Source organism: Pseudomonas sp. HS6 (genome assembly GCF_023375815.1).
Classification (GTDB): domain Bacteria; phylum Pseudomonadota; class Gammaproteobacteria; order Pseudomonadales; family Pseudomonadaceae; genus Aquipseudomonas.
This window is the reverse complement of the sequence record NZ_CP067412.1, coordinates 1,825,315-1,841,079: the sequence shown is the minus strand read 5'-3', so window position 1 is coordinate 1,841,079 and position 15,765 is coordinate 1,825,315. Positions and strand designations below refer to the sequence as shown.

Sequence of the window (15,765 nt, the reverse complement as noted above, 5' to 3'; positions counted from 1 at the left end):
TCAGCGTTTCACAGCAGTAGGCTTCTGGTGCTCAGCCCGCTTGTTCAGCAAATCAAACACCGCCGGATACGCCGGCCGTTCGATATACCGGCCCGCCCCGCGCTCGGCGCGCAGGTCGCCGTCGGCCCAGACCACCCGGCCCTGACTGACGGTATGGCTTGGCACGCCGGTCACGGTCTTGCCTTCGAAGATGTTGAAGTCCACCTGCTGATGGTGGGTCTTGGCGGAGATGGTGCGGGTGCCTTGCGGGTCCCACAGCACCAGGTCGGCATCGGCGCCGACGCGGATCGCGCCTTTGCGCGGGTAGAGGTTGAAGATTTTCGCGGTGTTGGTGGAGGTGAGGGCGACGAAGTCCTGCATCGACAACCGCCCCGAGTTAACACCTTCGTCCCACAACACCGCCATGCGGTCTTCGATGCCGGCGGTGCCGTTGGGGATCTTGCTGAAATCGTCACGGCCGGCGGCTTTCTGCTCGGCGCAGAAGCAGCAATGGTCGGTGGCGGTGGTGTGCAGATTACCGCTCTGCAAACCATGCCACAGCGCTTCCTGATGCCCGCGCGGACGGAACGGCGGGCTCATGACGTAACCGGCAGCGGTCTGCCAGTCCGGGTGCTGGTAGACGCTGTCGTCCAGCAGCAGATGCCCGGCCAACACCTCGCCGTAGACCGGTTGGCCCTTGCTGCGGGCGTAGGTGATTTCGTCGAGGGCCTCCTTGGTCGAGACATGCACCAGGTACAGCGGCGTGCCGATGGTTTCGGCAATGCGGATCGCCCGACTGGCCGCTTCCCCTTCCACCTGCGATGGCCGCGACAGCGGATGCGCTTCCGGCCCGGTGATGCCCTGGGCCATCAATTTGCGTTGCAGGTGATAGACCAGCTCGCCGTTCTCCGCGTGCACGGTCGGCACCGCACCGAGCTCCAGGCAACGCTCGAAGCTCGCCACCAGCGTATCGTCGGCGGCCATGATCGCGTTTTTGTAGGCCATGAAATGCTTGAAGCTGTTGATCCCGTGATGGCTGACCAGCTCGGCCATTTCCTCGCGGACCTGCTCGCTCCACCAGGTGATTGCGACGTGGAAGCCGTAGTCGGACGCCGATTTTTCCGCCCAGCCACGCCACTGGTGAAAGGCTTCCATCAGCGACTGCTGCGGATTGGGAATCACGAAATCGATGATCGAGGTGGTGCCACCGGCCAGGCCAGCAGCGGTGCCGCTGTAGAAGTCTTCGCTGGCCACGGTGCCCATGAACGGGAGTTGCATGTGGGTGTGCGGATCGATGCCGCCGGGCATCAGGTATTGACCGCTGCCGTCGAGCACTTCGGCGCCCGCGGGAACATCCAGGTTTTCACCAATGGATTTGATCACGCCGTTAGCGCAATAGACATCGGCGCGGTAACTTTCATCATGGGTAACAACGGTGGCGCCACGGATCAACAGAGACATTCCGAGTTCCTCGCAGGCATGACCGACTTGTGCCGGTTCTAGTGTTTTATTGTTTGCAGCGCCAAGTGCGTAATCTTGTCAGCGCTGTCAGGAATAGACGCTAGTCGCAGTTTTACAATTGAGCAAGATTATTTTTTATAAGCTTATGACTGTTTTAACGAGTTGATAAATAACGATAAAAATACAAAATCACCAAAATGGTGAGGCGCTTCACCATTTTGACGCACTTGACAGGTTGGAAATATGAGCAAGATTTCCTATGTGAAATCAGCCGCTTGAAGTTGAGCTGCGGTTGATCGCCCACGACGGAAAAAAGTGCAGTGCACCAGATTGAGTCCTGACAGTTCGGACAACTTGCCTGGCATTTAGCCTGAGTGTTCAGTCAAGTTCTCGCGGCCTCGTAAGGTGAATAATTAAAGCTGATTAACATCAGTAAGTTACAAGAAATAGAAAGCACGGCCCTAGCGCCAAGCGGTTCCCCCGGCACGTTTATTGATGCCGCCGCTGACACCATGGCCGGTACACGAAAGTTGTCAGTTCCTCCGGCCATCGTCCGGCTCGCACCTGTGTGTGCAGCCGCCTGATGAGCAAAAAAATAATCAGAAGAACAGTGGAGCGGCCATGCAACAGAACAGATCGCAAGTGATCGAGCGCGACGGCTTGTTCGAACTCGAAGCCGGCAGCGACGTCCTCGACAGTCCCCGTTACAACCACGACATGGCACCGACCAAGGTGCGTGAACGGACCTGGAACAAATGGCACATCACCGCATTGTGGATCGGCATGTCGATCTGTGTGCCGACCTACACCCTGGGCGGTGTGCTCACTGCGTATTTCGGCCTGACCGTCGGTGAAGCGTTGCTGGCGATTCTGTTTGCCAACGTCATCGTCCTGATTCCCCTGACGCTCAACGCATTTCCCGGCACCAAGTACGGGATTCCGTTTCCAGTGCTGCTGCGTTCATCGTTCGGGATTCTCGGCTCCAACGTGCCGTGTCTGATCCGGGCGCTGGTGGCGTGCGGCTGGTTCGGCATCCAGACGATGTTCGGCGGGTTGGCGATTCACCTGTTTCTCGGCTCGATTTTCGAGGGCTGGAAATCCCTCGGCGGGACAGGGGAGGTGATCGGTTTCATGATCTTCTGGGCACTGAATCTATGGGTGGTGATCCGTGGTGCCGAGTCGATCAAGTGGCTGGAAACCCTGTCGGCACCGCTGCTGGTGGCGGTCGGGATCGGGCTGCTGGTGTGGGCCATGCCCAATGTGTCGATGACCGAACTGCTGGCGATTCCGCCGAAGCGTCCCGAAGGTGCGAGCGTGGTCAGTTACTTCGCCGCCGGGCTGACGGCGATGGTCGGTTTCTGGGCCACGTTGTCGCTGAACATTCCTGACTTCAGCCGTTATGCCCGCAGCCAGAAGGATCAGATCCTCGGGCAGATTTTCGGCCTGCCGCTGACCATGTTCCTGTTCGCCGCACTGGGCGTGGTGATGACCGCCGCGTCGGTGAAACTGGTGGGTGTCAGCGTCTCCGATCCGGTGACTCTGATCGGCCATATCCAGAGCCCGGTGTGGGTCGCGGTGGCCATGGCGCTGATCATCATCGCCACGCTGTCGACCAACACCGCCGCCAATATCGTTTCGCCGACCAACGACTTCCAGAACATTGCCCCCAAGGTGATCAACCGCACCAAAGCGGTGATCCTCACCGGGTTTGTCGGCCTGGCGCTGATGGGTCATGAACTGCTGAAGAAGCTCGGATTGATCGTCTCCGATGTCAGCCTGGAAACCGTGTATTCCAACTGGCTACTGGGCTATTCCAGCCTGCTCGGGCCGATTGCCGGGATCATGGTGGTGGACTATTTCCTGATCAAGAAACAGCAACTGGATCTGGCCGGCCTGTACCGCGACGACATCTACCCCGCGTGGAACTGGGCCGGGTTCATCGCGTTCGGCGTGCCGGTGGTGCTGACCCTGCTGTCGCTGGGCAGCAGCGCATTCAGCTGGTTTTACAGCTACGGCTGGTTCACCGGCTCGGCGCTGGGCGGCTTGATCTATTACGGGTTGTGCGCGATGCGCGCGCAACCTTCTGCCGTGAAATCACCGGTGTAGAGGAGGGCCTCATCGCGAGCAAGCTCGCTCCCACAGGTTTTCCGGTGGGCACAGCATTTGTGTACGACTGCATTCCCTGTGGGAGCTGGCTTGCCAGCGATGGCGGCCGGACAGTCACCGCAGCAATATCCATAAGAAAACTGCCTGAGGAGATCCCCATGAACGCAGCCGTAGACGTTCTGCAATCGACCCATCAGCACATCAACCGCGACCGCTTGTGGGCGTCGCTCATGGAACTTGCCAAACTCGGCGCCACGGTCAAGGGCGGGGTCTGTCGCCTGGCCCTGACCGACCTCGACCGCCAGGCCCGCGACCTGTTCGTGCAATGGTGCAAGGACGCCGGTTGCAGCGTCACGGTCGATGAAGTCGGCAACATCTTCGCCCGTCGTCCCGGCCGTAACCCGAACCTGCCACCGGTGATGACCGGCAGCCACATCGACACCCAGCCCACCGGCGGCAAGTTCGACGGTTGCTTCGGCGTGCTGGCCGGGGTCGAAGTGTTGCGCACCCTCAATGACCTGGGCGTGGAAACCGAGGCGCCGCTGGAAGTGGTGGTCTGGACCAACGAAGAGGGCTCGCGCTTCGCCCCGTGCATGATGGGCTCTGGCGTGTTCGCGGAAAAGTTCACCCTCAAAGAAACCCTGGCCAAGGTCGATGCCGACGGCGTAACCGTCGGCGAAGCACTGAACGCCATCGGCTATGCCGGGCCGCGCAAGGTCAGCGGGCACAAGGTCGGCGCCTATTTCGAAGCGCACATCGAACAAGGGCCGATCCTTGAAGACGAACAGAAAACCATCGGCGTGGTACTCGGCGCTCTGGGGCAGAAGTGGTTCGACCTGAAACTGCGCGGCGTCGAAGCCCACGCCGGCCCGACCCCGATGCACCTGCGCAAGGACGCTCTGGTCGGCGCCTCGGTAATCGTTGGTGCAGTCAATCGCGCGGCGCTCGGCCATCAACCTCACGCCTGCGGCACGGTCGGTTGCCTGCAAGCCTATCCGGGTTCGCGCAACGTCATTCCAGGCGAAGTGCGCATGACCCTCGACTTCCGGCATCTGGAACCGGCACGTCTCGACTCGATGATCAGCGAGGTGAAACAAGTCATCGAAGCAACGTGCGAAGAACACGGTCTGACCTATGAACTGACCCCGACCGCCGACTTCCCGCCGCTGTACTTCGAAAAAGGCTGCGTCGAAGCCGTGCGTGGCGCGGCCAAAGGTCTGGGGCTGTCGCACATGGACATCGTCAGCGGCGCCGGTCACGACGCGATTTTCCTCGCCGAACTCGGCCCGGCCGGGATGATCTTCGTGCCGTGCGAAGGCGGCATCAGCCACAACGAAATCGAAAACGCCGCGCCGGAGGATCTGGCGGCCGGTTGTGCCGTGTTGCTGCGGGCGATGCTGGCGGCTTCGGCGGCGGTGGCCGGGGGACAACGCGCTGCCTGACGTTCATTAATCGTTCATGAAAATGTGCGACGTTGCCGCCCCTGAAAAGGAAGCCAGGGACGCGCAATGTCGCCCATCAAAGTCATCACCTCAGGCTCGGCGTATCTGGACATCGACGCCTACGCCTGCTGCATCGCCTATGCAGAATTGCTCAACCGGCAAGGCATTCCCGCCCGCGCTGTCAGTAACGCAAACCCCAATGCCAGCGTTTCAAACACCGTCCTCGGCTGGGGCGCGGTGCTGCACGATTACCGCCCGACGCCCAACGATGAGTTCGTGCTGGTCGACGTCTCCGATTACCACCATTTCGACCCCATGGTCGCGCTCGATCGGGTGGTGGAAGTCATCGACCATCATCCGGGCTTCGAAGATCATTGGGCGCAGAGGCTCGGAGCTGCCGCCGACATCCGCCCGATCGGCGCGGCGGCGACTCAGATTTTTCAGCGCTGGAAAGCGACGGGACGGCTGTCGGAGATAAGCTCACAAAGTGCCGCGCTGCTGGCTACGGCGATTCTGGACAACACCCTGAATTTCACCGGGCAGATGACCACGACGGCGGACATCGATGCCTACGTGGAACTCGCGCCACACGGAAAACTCACGGCGGACTGGCCCGAGCAGTATTTCCTCGAATGTCAGGCCGCCATCGAATCCGACATGTCTGCTGCGTTGGCCGCCGATCTCAAGCGCATGAAACCCGAGAGCCGGTTGCCCGAGGTTTTTGCGCAGATGACCGTGTGGGATGCCGATGCGCTGATCGAGAAGTATCGCAGCGAGATTTGCCGCTGGATGGACGGGCAGGGTGATGACTGGTTGCTGAACGTCATCTGCATCAGCCAGCGCAAAAGTTGTTTGCTGGCCGAACCCGTGGTCAGCCAGCAGAAGTTGAGTCGTTTGCTGCCGATGGAATGGCAGGCTGGATTGGCGGTTCTAAAGCCCTCGATCTTGCGCAAGGAGCTACTGAGCCTGGGGCTGAACGCAAACTCAGGCGGGTGAAGTGATTACCCGGGATTGTCGGTTTTACTCGTCGCACTCTTACGCCGTTCAACGCCATTCGGGTTGCCAACGTCCAGCAATCGTCTTTCCACCAGCACATTCTCAAGCGCCTGGCGTTCGGCCGGCGCCATCTGGTGCTCGCGCTTTTTCAGCTCCAGCAGAATGGGGCTGGACCAGGTGCGATAGGTCTGTTCGATGAGGCGGTTGGATGTCATCAGTCTCTCCTTGATCAAGAGCCCGGTGTAGCTGGCAGGGGCTCAATCCGATGAGGTACTAACGTTAGTCGAGAAAGCTGGAAGGCGCGAATGCCGCCGGTAGGAGCTGACGAGACGAATCGTCGCACCGCCGCTCCCACCGGGTGATGCATCAGTCGTCGACCTTCATCATCGCCTGCACACCTTCCCAGGCCTCGGCCCGCATCCGCTCGATATCCAGCCCCGGAATCACGCCGTTGTCGACCACGATCCGCCCACCCACCAGGCTGTATTTCACGGCAATCGGCTCACCCGCGACGACCGGTGCGACGGCGCTGTCGTGGAAGCCGTAGAACCGTGGATGGTCGAGGCTGTAGATCACCAGATCCGCGGCCTGGCCGATTTCCAGTGTGCCGACTGCGCCAAGCCCGAGCACTTGCGCGCCGCCGGCCGTGCCCCAGTGGATGACGTCTTCGGCGGTGGTGGCTGAGGCGCCTTGTTCGGCGCGGTGGATCAGCCACGCGGTGTTGACTTCGCCGACCATGCTCCCGGATTCGTTCGAAGCCACGCCGTCGACGCCGAGGGAGATCGGCACGCCGGCCTCGTACATTTGCGGAATCGGCGCGACGCCGCTGCCCAGCCGGGCGTTGCTGACCGGGCAGTGGGAGACGCCGGTGCCGGTCTGGGCGAGCATGCGGATTTCTCCCGGTTGCAGGTGCACGGCGTGGGCGAACCACACATCCGGGCCAAGCCATTCGTGTTCGGCGACGAACTCCACCGGCAGGCAGTTGTACTTGTCGCGGCAGAAGTTCACGTAGTTCTGGGTTTCAGAGAGGTGCGTGTGCAGGCGCAACCCCATGCCTCGGGCGGTGTGCGCCAGTTCGCGCAGCAGCGTTGGCGGCAGCGAGAAGGTCGGTGTGGTCGGCGCCACGACCACCCGGCGCAGAGCGTCCGGGGTGTCCTGGTGGTAGCGCGATTTCAGCCGTTCGATATCGCCGACCATTTGCTCCAGGGATTCCGGTTGCAGCGCGGTTTTCGAGAAGCCCGGGTGCGCGCTCGCCGACTCCAGCGCACCGCCACGGCACAGCACGAAACGCAGGCCGAACTCTTCGGCGAGGTCGAACAGCAAGTCGCCGGTCTCGGTGCTGCCGTGGGCGTGGTAGAGGTAGTGGTGATCGGCGCAGGTGGTGACGCCAGACAGCAACAACTCGACCATTCCCAGCCGTGCGGCGATCCGCGCCAGTTGCGGGGTAAAGCGGTTCAGGCGCGGATAGGGCACGCTCGCCAGCCAGCCTTGCAAATCCTGATTCAAGCCTTCGGGCACCGCTTTGAGCAGGTTCTGGAACAGGTGATGGTGGGTATTGATCCAGCCCGGATAGACCACTGAATTACGCGCGTCGATCACCCGATCACCGGGTTGCGGCTCAAGGTTGGCGGCCATTTCCGCGATCCGGCCGTTGACCACGCGGATGTCCACCGCACCGGCTCGGGCACGGGGGCCGCGCAGGCCAGTCATCACCGCGACCGGGTGCTTGATCAGGATGTTTTGAAGTTGAGTCATGGGCAGCTCCAGTCAGAGGATGTGCGAGGCGGATTTGCCGGGTGTGGTTTCTGGCACGCTGACGCCGTTGAGCGCCGCGTTGAGCAGCACCGACACCAGGCAGGCGATGACCACGCTGCTGTGCAGGAACGGCTGTGACCACTCGGGCAGTTGTTTGAACAGGGTCGGGGCAAGCACCGGCACCAGGGCGGCGGCGATGGTGAAACCGACGATCAGCACGTTGTAGCGATTGCGCTCGTAGTCGACTTTGGCCAGGGTCTGGATCCCGGCCGCCGCAACCACGCCGAACATGGCGATGCCGGCACCGCCCAGCGCGGCGGTCGGCATCGAGGCGATGATTGCCCCGGCCTTCGGCACCAGCGCGATCGAGCACATCAGCAAACCGCTGATCGCCACCACCCAGCGGCTGCGCACGCCGGTCAGGATCACCAGCCCGACGTTCTCCATGAAAGCAATGAACGGGAACGCGGCGAACATCCCGGCGATGGTGCTGGCCAGGCCATTGGCGCGCAGGCCGTTGATCACCTGTTTGTCATCCACCGGTTTGTCGACAATGTCTCCAATGGCCACAAACAGCCCCATGGACTCGACCATCTGCACGATCATCACCACCACCATGGTGGCGATGGGGATCAGGCTGAAGGTCGGCAAACCGAAATAAAACGGGTAGGGCACGGTCAGCCACGGCGCGTCCTCGACGCTGTGAAAGTTACCCATGCCCAGACCGTAAGCCAGACCGGCGCCCACCAACATGCCGACCAGCACCGCCATGTTGCGCAGCAACGGGCTGCCATAGCGGTTGACCAGCAGGATGGTGAGTAGCACCACCACGGCCACGGCGAGAAACGCCGGGGCGCCGAAATTGCTCGCGTTGCGCCCGCCACCGACCCATTCATAGGCAATCGGGAACAGCTGCAGACCGATCACCGTGACGATGCAACCGGTGACTACCGGCGGGAAAAACCGTCGCAAGCGGCCCACGAACGGCGCCATCAGCAGGGTGAAAATCCCCGCGCCGATCACCGCCCCGCAGACCCCGGCGAATCCCACCTCCGGGTTGCTGCCGATGGCGATCACCGGGCCGACGCTGCTGAACGCCACGCCTTGCAGAATCGGCAGGCGCACGCCGAACTTCCAGAAACCGACGGTCTGCAACAGGGTGGCGATGCCGGAGCAGAACAGCGTGGTGCTGATCAGCACCACCGTGTCGGCGTGGGACATCTTCAAGGCACTGGCGACAATCAACGGCACGGCGATGGCGCCGATATACGAGACGGCCATGTGTTGCAGGCCGAGGGTGAGCATCTGTCGCACTGGCAGAACGCGGTCGACGGGGTGGACGGTGGAGGAGGAACTGGCTGACGACATGGGGAATCACCTCTAGCTGTTGTTATTCGGTACAGAGGGGTATTCGTCTGATGCCTGCAAATCCGGGAACACCGAGGATCCCTGTGGGAGCTGGCTGTCAGTTGATGAATAAGGTGACTGATCAACTGCCATCGCTGGCAAGCCAGCTCCCACAAGTTCTGCGTTGTTCCATTCGCCATGGCATCGGTCATTCGTGTTGCGAAGCCGCCATCCACCGGCTCCGATGCCGGGTTTCAGCCGGCCAGGCAGGCGGCAAAGCCCTGGTTCAGCGCCGCCCGATCCAGGTCGCGGCCGATGAACACGATCTTGCTCGAGCGCGGTTCAGAGCCCCACGCAGTCGAGGCGCGGAACTCCACCAGGCTGTGCACGCCTTGCAGCACGTAGCGCTGATCTTCGTTGGCCACCGCCAGCACGCCTTTCATGCGGTACAGGTTGTCGGCCTGAGCACTGCGCAACTCGCTTATCCAGCGGTGGAACGCCATCAGGTCGACGGCGCCGTCCACGGCGATGCCCACCGAGGACACGCTTGGGTCGTGCTCGTGATCGGGCTCTTCAGCGTGATGGTCATGGTCGTGGTGATCGTGATCGTGCTGATCCGCGCCGATCTCCATCAGCTTCTGGGTGCATTCGAAGGCACCGATGCCGAGGATCTTCGACAGGTCGATTTGCGCATGGGTGGAGGTCACCAAGTCTGCCGTGGCATTCAATCCACGGATCTTGCCGCGCAGGGTTTCCACTTCTTCAGCGCTGACCAGATCGACCTTGTTGATGACGATGCGATCGGCGCAGACGATCTGATCCACCGCCTGATTGTCGACGCCGTCCAGTTGCAGGTCTTCCAGGTGCTGGGCGATGTGCTTGGCATCGACCATGGTCACGATGGCGTCGAGTTCGACTTCCTCGGCAATCGGGTCGTTGATGAAAAAGCTCTGGGCCACCGGGTACGGGTCGGCCAGGCCACTGGTCTCGATCAGGATGTGGTCGAGCCGCACCGGGCGCGCCACCAGCTCGCGGACGATGCGCACCAGATCCTCGCGGACTTCGGCGGTGCAGCAGACGCAGCCGTTGACCATCTCGTAGATCTCTTCGGTCTCGGAACTGAGCACCAGATCGCCGTCGATGCCGACCTCGCCGAACTCGTTTTCGATCACCGCAATCTTGCGGCCGTGGTTCTCCTTGAGGATGTAATTGAGCAGGGTGGTTTTGCCGGCACCGAGGAACCCGGTGAGGATGGTGACCGGGATTTTGGTGTTCGGGGTCGGGGCGTTGAATGGCGTGTTCATCTGAAGCTCCTTAACTGTGTTTTTGTCGGAGTGCGATCAAATGTGGGAGCGAGCTTGCTCGCGATTGCGGTATGTCATTCAGCAGTGATGGTGACTGGCTTACCGCTTTCGCGAGCAAGCTCGCTCCCACAGGGTTCTGTGGGTTCTCGCCATCGTCGGGCGGTGCCGGCGTCGAGGCCGAACAGGTCGAGGACGCGGCCGAGGCTGTGGTCGACCATTTGCGTCAGGTTGTCGGGGCGGGCGTAGAAGGCCGGCACCGGCGGGGCGATGATCCCGCCCATCTCGGTGACGGCGGTCATGTTGCGCAGGTGGGCAAGGGTCAGCGGCGTTTCGCGGGCCATCAGCACCAGGGTGCGGCGTTCCTTGAGGGTGACGTCGGCGGCGCGGCCGATCAGCCCCGATGACGTGCCGGTGGCGATTTCCGCCAGCGTCCTCATTGAACACGGCGCGACCACCATGCCCAGGCAACGGAACGAACCGCTGGCGATCCCGGCGGCCACGTCGTCGGCGCGGTGGTAGTGGCTGGCGAGGGCGGTGACGTCCGCCAGTTTGTAGTCGGTTTCGTGGGCCATGGTCAGCAGCGCGGCGCGGCTGATGATCAAGTGGCTTTCGATGTTCAGCTCGGCCAGCAGCTCCAGCAGGCGCACGCCGTAGATGAAGCCGGACGCGCCGCTGATGCCGACCACCATCCGCTGGCGGTTCACGATGGCAGACCGTCGAGCAGTTGCCGGGCGCGCTCAAGCACATCCTGATCGAGCTGCGCCTTGATCCCGTCAAACCCCGAGCCGCGCGTGGCATCCAGCCCCATGCGCGAGGTGGTGCCATTGACCGAGGACGACGGGTCCAGCGGGCTGCCGGGCAAGCCGTCGATCGTGAAGATGTCGAGGTGCGGCTGGAAATGTGTGGCCAGCGCCCACAGCACCTGGCTGTCGTCGGTGAGGTCGATATCGCTGTCCACCGCGATCACGGTTTTCAGGTACGGATCCCAGCCGAGCAGGGCCAGCATGATCTGCCGGGCCTCGCCGTCACGGCTCTGGTCCAGCGCCACGTAGCAATGAAAATGCGTGCCGGAGTTCGGGTAATGCACGGCGGTGACGGCGGGGAAGCGCGCCTTGAGCTTTTCGCTCATTTCCGCTTCACGGGGCAGCCGCGCCAGGGTCAGGTGTTCGGCATAGCGCCCGCCCATCACATCCACCAGCCACGCGTCCTTGCGCCGCAACAGGGTGTCGACGCGCAGCACGTTGTTGGTCGAACGGTCCGAGGAGTAACCGCTGAATTCGCCGAACGGACCTTCTTCGGCATACGCCGCCGGGTCTATCGCGCCTTCGAGTACGAACTCCGCGTAAGCCGGCACACCGATGCCGTAGCGCGGGGTCTTGACCAGCTCCAGCGGCGCACCGAACAACCCGCCGGCCACCGCACGCTCATCGCTGCCATAAGGCAGGCGAGCCGCGGCAGCGAGCATGAACAGCGGGTGCGCACCGACCACCATGGCCACGCGCAATTCTTCGCCGCGTTCACGGGCGGTCTGCAACATCCGCCACAGGTGCCCCCGCGAGTGCAGGCTGGTGGCCAAGGCCTGACGGGCGTGGCGCATCGAACGGTGGTAACTCATGTTGGCGATGCCGGTCTGCGGGTCCTCGGCGATGATGATCGCGTTGGTGATGTACGGGCCGCGATCACTGTCGAAATGCTTGAGCATCGGCAGCAGCGCCAGGTCCAGTGCTTCGCCTTCGAAGATCTCGTCGAGCACCGGGCCGGTTTCAACGTAGCGCGGCGGGATCGGTTGATTGGCGCGAGTCTGGAAGGTTTCGTGCAACTGCGCGGCGCTGACGCCGAACAGCCGGGCGATCCGCTGGCGGGAAGCAAACAGATTGGTGGCCACCGGCACACCGAGGTTGCCGACGTGTTCGCAGATCAGCAGCGGGTCGCGGCCTTGGGCGGCGAGGGCATCGACCAGGGCGGTGACGTCCTGATCGGCAGAAAGGGGGTGGGTGATGGTCAGCACATCGTCCGGGTACTGGCGGCGATAGGCGTCGATGAACACGTGAAAATCCTGAGAGTCGCCGAGCGTCGAACGGGTCATGGTTTCACCTCGTAAAAAGCAGGCGCGCAGGGGTGAGGCTGGCGTTCGATCGACAAGCCGTTGGCCTGCCGGTCGAGCGAACGCCGGGTCATCTTCGCGCCTGTAAAGTCGCTGTGTGGCTGGGTTAGAGCTGGTCAGAACCTGTTTAGAGGTAGGTCGTGGTCAGACGAATGTCCGCCTCGGCCAGGTCCTTGGGCGGCGGGGTCGGTTCGATCCCGCACAACCGGGCGATGTTGTTGCCCAGGTAGTCCTCAAGGTGATCCTCGTCGATCCCCAGGCCCTGCGGCGCCGGCGAGCACAACACTTCCAGCTCGCGCAGCCACATGCCCGGTTCGTTCGGCGGCGAGTCGGTGCCGAACACGATCTTGTTGCGCGGCAGCTCCTTGGCGAACTCGACGATCCGCGACTGGAAGCACCAGCCGGATTCGCAGTAGACGTTCGGCGTGTCCATCGCCATCCAGAACGCCTCGAACGAATAGTTGCCACCAGTCTGGATGCCGAAGTGACCGATGATGAAATTGACCATCGGGAACTCGCGGATGATCGGGTAGAACATCGTCGGAATGGTGTACGGGCCGTCGCCGGTGTGGATCAGCACCACGATGTTGTACTTGGCGCAGACTTTCATTGCAGGACGCAGCCAGTCCAGCGCCCGGTCCGGGCGATAGCCGTGCATGTTGGCGTGCAGCTTGAGCATCTTGAAGCCGTATTCCTTGATGTGGAATTCCAGCTCCGCCGCACCGTTTTCCGGTCCCCAGCGCGGGTTGAAGTTGAAGTTGCCGATGAAGCGGTCCGGGTACTTCACGCACAGTTCGGCGACGTAGGACATGTAGTCACGCACGCCCTCGCGGCCCCGGCGGTTGCCGTCGCGATAGCCGGTGTTGCCCGGTGGCGGCTGGATGAAACCCATGTCGATCCGGCGCGGCTTGCCGTTGATCATGTACGGGCCGTCCATGAGCTTGAGCATGCGCTCGCCGGTGAACGGTTCGCCGGTGTGGCGCCAGGCCTCGTCGACCAGGTTGGTGGGGTGCAGATGGGTGTCGATGATCATCGGTTCAGCTCCTGGCCAGTTGAGTGGTGACGGGGCGCTTGAGTTGCGCCTCTGCTTCGGAAACGGAACGCGGCGGCGGGGACGGCTGAAGGCCGATCATCCGTGCGGTGTTGTTGCCCAGGTAGTCTTCGAGGGTGTCCTCGTCGAGGTTCAGACCCTGCGGCGGCTCATGGCAGAGCACTTCGAGCAGGCGCAGCCACATGCCCGGTTCGTTCGGCGGGGTGTCGGTGCCGAACAGGATCTTGTGGGTCGGCAGCACTTTGGCGAACTCGACGATCCGCGATTGCAGGCACCAGCCGGATTCGCAGTAGACGTTGGGCAACTCCATCGCCCACTGCATCGGCTCGAACACGTAGACGCCGCCGGTCTGCACGCCGAAGTGGGCCATGATGAAATCGACGTTGGGGAATTCCTTGATCATCGGCACCCATTCCGACGGGATGCTGTAAGGCCCGTCGCCGGTGTGCAGCTTGACCGGAATGCCCAGCTCGGCGCATTTCTCGAAGCAAGGACGTACCCAGTCCAGCGCACGGTCAGGCCGGTAGGCGTGCATGTTGGCCTGCATCTGCACCATCTTGAAACCGTGCTCTTTCACGTAGCGTTCGATTGCCTCGACGCCGTTCTCCACGCCGCAGCGCGGGTTGTAGACGAAGCAGCCGATGAAACGGTCCGGGTAGGTCTGGACCATTTTCAGGGTGTAGGCCATGTAGGCGTCGATGGACTCGCGGCCCGACAGTTCGCCGTCGGTCCAGGTGTAAATGGTGTTGCCTTGCGGCGGCTGGATGAAGGCTTTGTCGATGCGGCGAGGCTTGCCGTTGACCATGTACGGGCCATCCATCATCTCCAGCAGACGCTCGCCGGTGAACGGGTCACCGTCATGCCTCCAGGCGAGGTCCACCAGATCGGTGGGATAGCAGCTGATATCGATGATCATTGAAGTCGATCTCCTGATAGCGGGGAAGGGAGCCTTGCGGCTCACAGCATCCACGTCCCGGGCAATCGGCCGTTTCTATGCGCAGCACTCGCGCATTCCCTCGCCTGTTCGCATCCGGCCCGGGTGGGTGGTTGCTGGGGGCGAGTATTGGAAGGCGGGGGAGGGTTCGTACAATATTAATTGGGTGGGGTGGTGATACTTCTGGGATATGGGGAGGGAAGATCAAAAGCCTGCCCTCACCCTAACCCTCTCCCGGAGGGAGAGGGGACTGACCGAGGTGTCTTGCGTTGTACATCGACCTGAAAGATCCAGTCGATTATGGATTCACAGCTGAGCGTTCACGTCGGCGTAATTCATCAATATTCCCCGATCGGTCCCCTCTACCTCTGGGAGAGGGCTAGGGTGAGGGCAGCATTCTCAAGTGTACTCAGAGCCAACTGTTTGATGATCTCAACCACCGGTGCCACCCGCTCAGCTTGCCCATGCGGCCACACCGCATAAAGATTGTAATGCGCCGCAATCTGCGCCTCGTTCAACGCCACAAGCCGCCCACTGCGCAACGCATCGGCAGCCAACAATCCCCGCACCAGCCCCGCACCGACACCCGCTTCGGCAGCCGCAATCAAATTCGCCGCGTTATCAAAAACCACACGAGCAGCAGGCTCCACCGCCGGCATCCCCGCCGCATCCAGCCACGGAATCCACGACCGTCGCGTGTACCCCAAAAGCGGCAACTCAAGAATCTGCGCCGGGCTCAGCGGCACCTGCAATCCATGCCGCTCCAGCAACGCCGGAGACGCCACCGCCAGCACTCGGTCCCCGCAAATCTGCGTCATCTCGCAATCGTCCCAATCGCCATAGCCATAACGCAGTGACAGATCCACCCGTTCAAACGTGCTGCGATCACTGCGCGGCATCGACAGGATCGTCACTTCGTAATCCGGCAAACCGTCGAGCAACTGCGGCAGGCGCGGATTAAGCCAGCTCTGCGCCAGTTCACTGTCCACATCCAGGGTCAGTCGCTGGGCCACGCTGCGGTTTTTCACCGAGGACAGGGCGCGGTCAATCTGTGCCAGACCATCCGACAGCACGCTGGCAAACAACTGCCCGGCGTCGGTCAGGTTGCTGCCGCCGCCTTCGCGCACGAACAGCGGCTGGCCGATGAAGTCTTCCAGGGCGCGGATCTGCTGGCTGATCGCGCTGTGGGTCAGGTCGAGTTTGCGGGCGGCGCTGGAGAAACTGCCGCTGCGCGCCGCATGGATGAACGCGCTCATGGACTGCACCGACGGGTATCGCTTGTACAT

At 62.2% G+C, this 15,765-nt stretch carries 13 protein-coding genes; 3 read left to right on the top strand and 10 right to left on the bottom strand.

What is annotated here, in order from left to right; translation table 11 throughout:
• Positions 1-1,440: a dihydropyrimidinase gene (gene hydA, locus JJN09_RS08410; RefSeq protein WP_249486736.1), complete on the bottom strand. Its 1,440-nt coding sequence runs from the start codon at positions 1,438-1,440 to the stop codon at positions 1-3.
• Positions 1,441-2,061: 621 nt separating this feature from the next.
• Between hydA and JJN09_RS08405 the strand changes: the two genes are divergently transcribed.
• The 3 genes from JJN09_RS08405 (at position 2,062) to JJN09_RS08395 (ending at position 5,984) form a co-directional block, all read left to right on the top strand.
• The gene (locus JJN09_RS08405; RefSeq protein ID WP_249486734.1) at positions 2,062-3,546 is read left to right on the top strand and encodes an NCS1 family nucleobase:cation symporter-1; all 1,485 of its coding nucleotides are present in this window, start codon (positions 2,062-2,064) and stop codon (positions 3,544-3,546) included.
• 158 nt (positions 3,547-3,704) lie between these two features.
• A complete protein-coding gene (locus JJN09_RS08400; RefSeq protein ID WP_249486732.1) occupies positions 3,705-4,988 on the top strand; it encodes a Zn-dependent hydrolase in 1,284 nt (427 codons plus the stop codon).
• Between the two features lie 75 nt (positions 4,989-5,063).
• Positions 5,064-5,984, top strand: coding sequence for a bifunctional oligoribonuclease/PAP phosphatase NrnA (locus JJN09_RS08395; RefSeq protein ID WP_249490779.1), 921 nt, complete (start codon positions 5,064-5,066; stop codon positions 5,982-5,984).
• A gap of 5 nt (positions 5,985-5,989) precedes the next feature.
• Here the strand turns inward: JJN09_RS08395 and JJN09_RS08390 are convergent, their stop codons facing one another.
• The 9 genes from JJN09_RS08390 to JJN09_RS08350 all read right to left on the bottom strand — a co-directional run bounded on the left by JJN09_RS08390 (position 5,990) and on the right by JJN09_RS08350 (position 15,765).
• Positions 5,990-6,199, bottom strand: a complete 210-nt coding sequence (locus JJN09_RS08390) for a hypothetical protein (protein WP_249486731.1) — start codon at positions 6,197-6,199, stop codon at positions 5,990-5,992.
• Positions 6,200-6,350: 151 nt separating this feature from the next.
• The gene (locus JJN09_RS08385) at positions 6,351-7,739 is read right to left on the bottom strand and encodes an amidohydrolase family protein (RefSeq protein ID WP_249486729.1); all 1,389 of its coding nucleotides are present in this window, start codon (positions 7,737-7,739) and stop codon (positions 6,351-6,353) included.
• 12 nt (positions 7,740-7,751) lie between these two features.
• The gene (locus JJN09_RS08380) at positions 7,752-9,107 is read right to left on the bottom strand and encodes a nucleobase:cation symporter-2 family protein (RefSeq protein WP_249486727.1); all 1,356 of its coding nucleotides are present in this window, start codon (positions 9,105-9,107) and stop codon (positions 7,752-7,754) included.
• A 233-nt stretch (positions 9,108-9,340) separates the two neighbouring features.
• Positions 9,341-10,390, bottom strand: a complete 1,050-nt coding sequence (locus tag JJN09_RS08375; RefSeq protein ID WP_249486725.1) for a GTP-binding protein — start codon at positions 10,388-10,390, stop codon at positions 9,341-9,343.
• 74 nt (positions 10,391-10,464) lie between these two features.
• A complete protein-coding gene (locus JJN09_RS08370) occupies positions 10,465-11,079 on the bottom strand; it encodes a UbiX family flavin prenyltransferase (RefSeq protein WP_249490778.1) in 615 nt (204 codons plus the stop codon).
• Positions 11,080-11,090: 11 nt separating this feature from the next.
• Positions 11,091-12,476 (bottom strand): UbiD family decarboxylase, encoded by a 1,386-nt coding sequence (locus JJN09_RS08365; protein WP_249486723.1) that lies wholly within the window; start codon positions 12,474-12,476, stop codon positions 11,091-11,093.
• 145 nt (positions 12,477-12,621) lie between these two features.
• Entirely contained in the window at positions 12,622-13,527 is a 906-nt protein-coding gene (locus JJN09_RS08360; protein ID WP_007952854.1) for an amidohydrolase family protein, read from the bottom strand.
• A 4-nt stretch (positions 13,528-13,531) separates the two neighbouring features.
• Complete coding sequence (locus JJN09_RS08355; RefSeq protein WP_249486721.1) at positions 13,532-14,461, bottom strand: amidohydrolase family protein; 930 nt, start codon at positions 14,459-14,461, stop codon at positions 13,532-13,534.
• A 380-nt stretch (positions 14,462-14,841) separates the two neighbouring features.
• Entirely contained in the window at positions 14,842-15,765 is a 924-nt protein-coding gene (locus JJN09_RS08350; protein WP_249486719.1) for a LysR substrate-binding domain-containing protein, read from the bottom strand.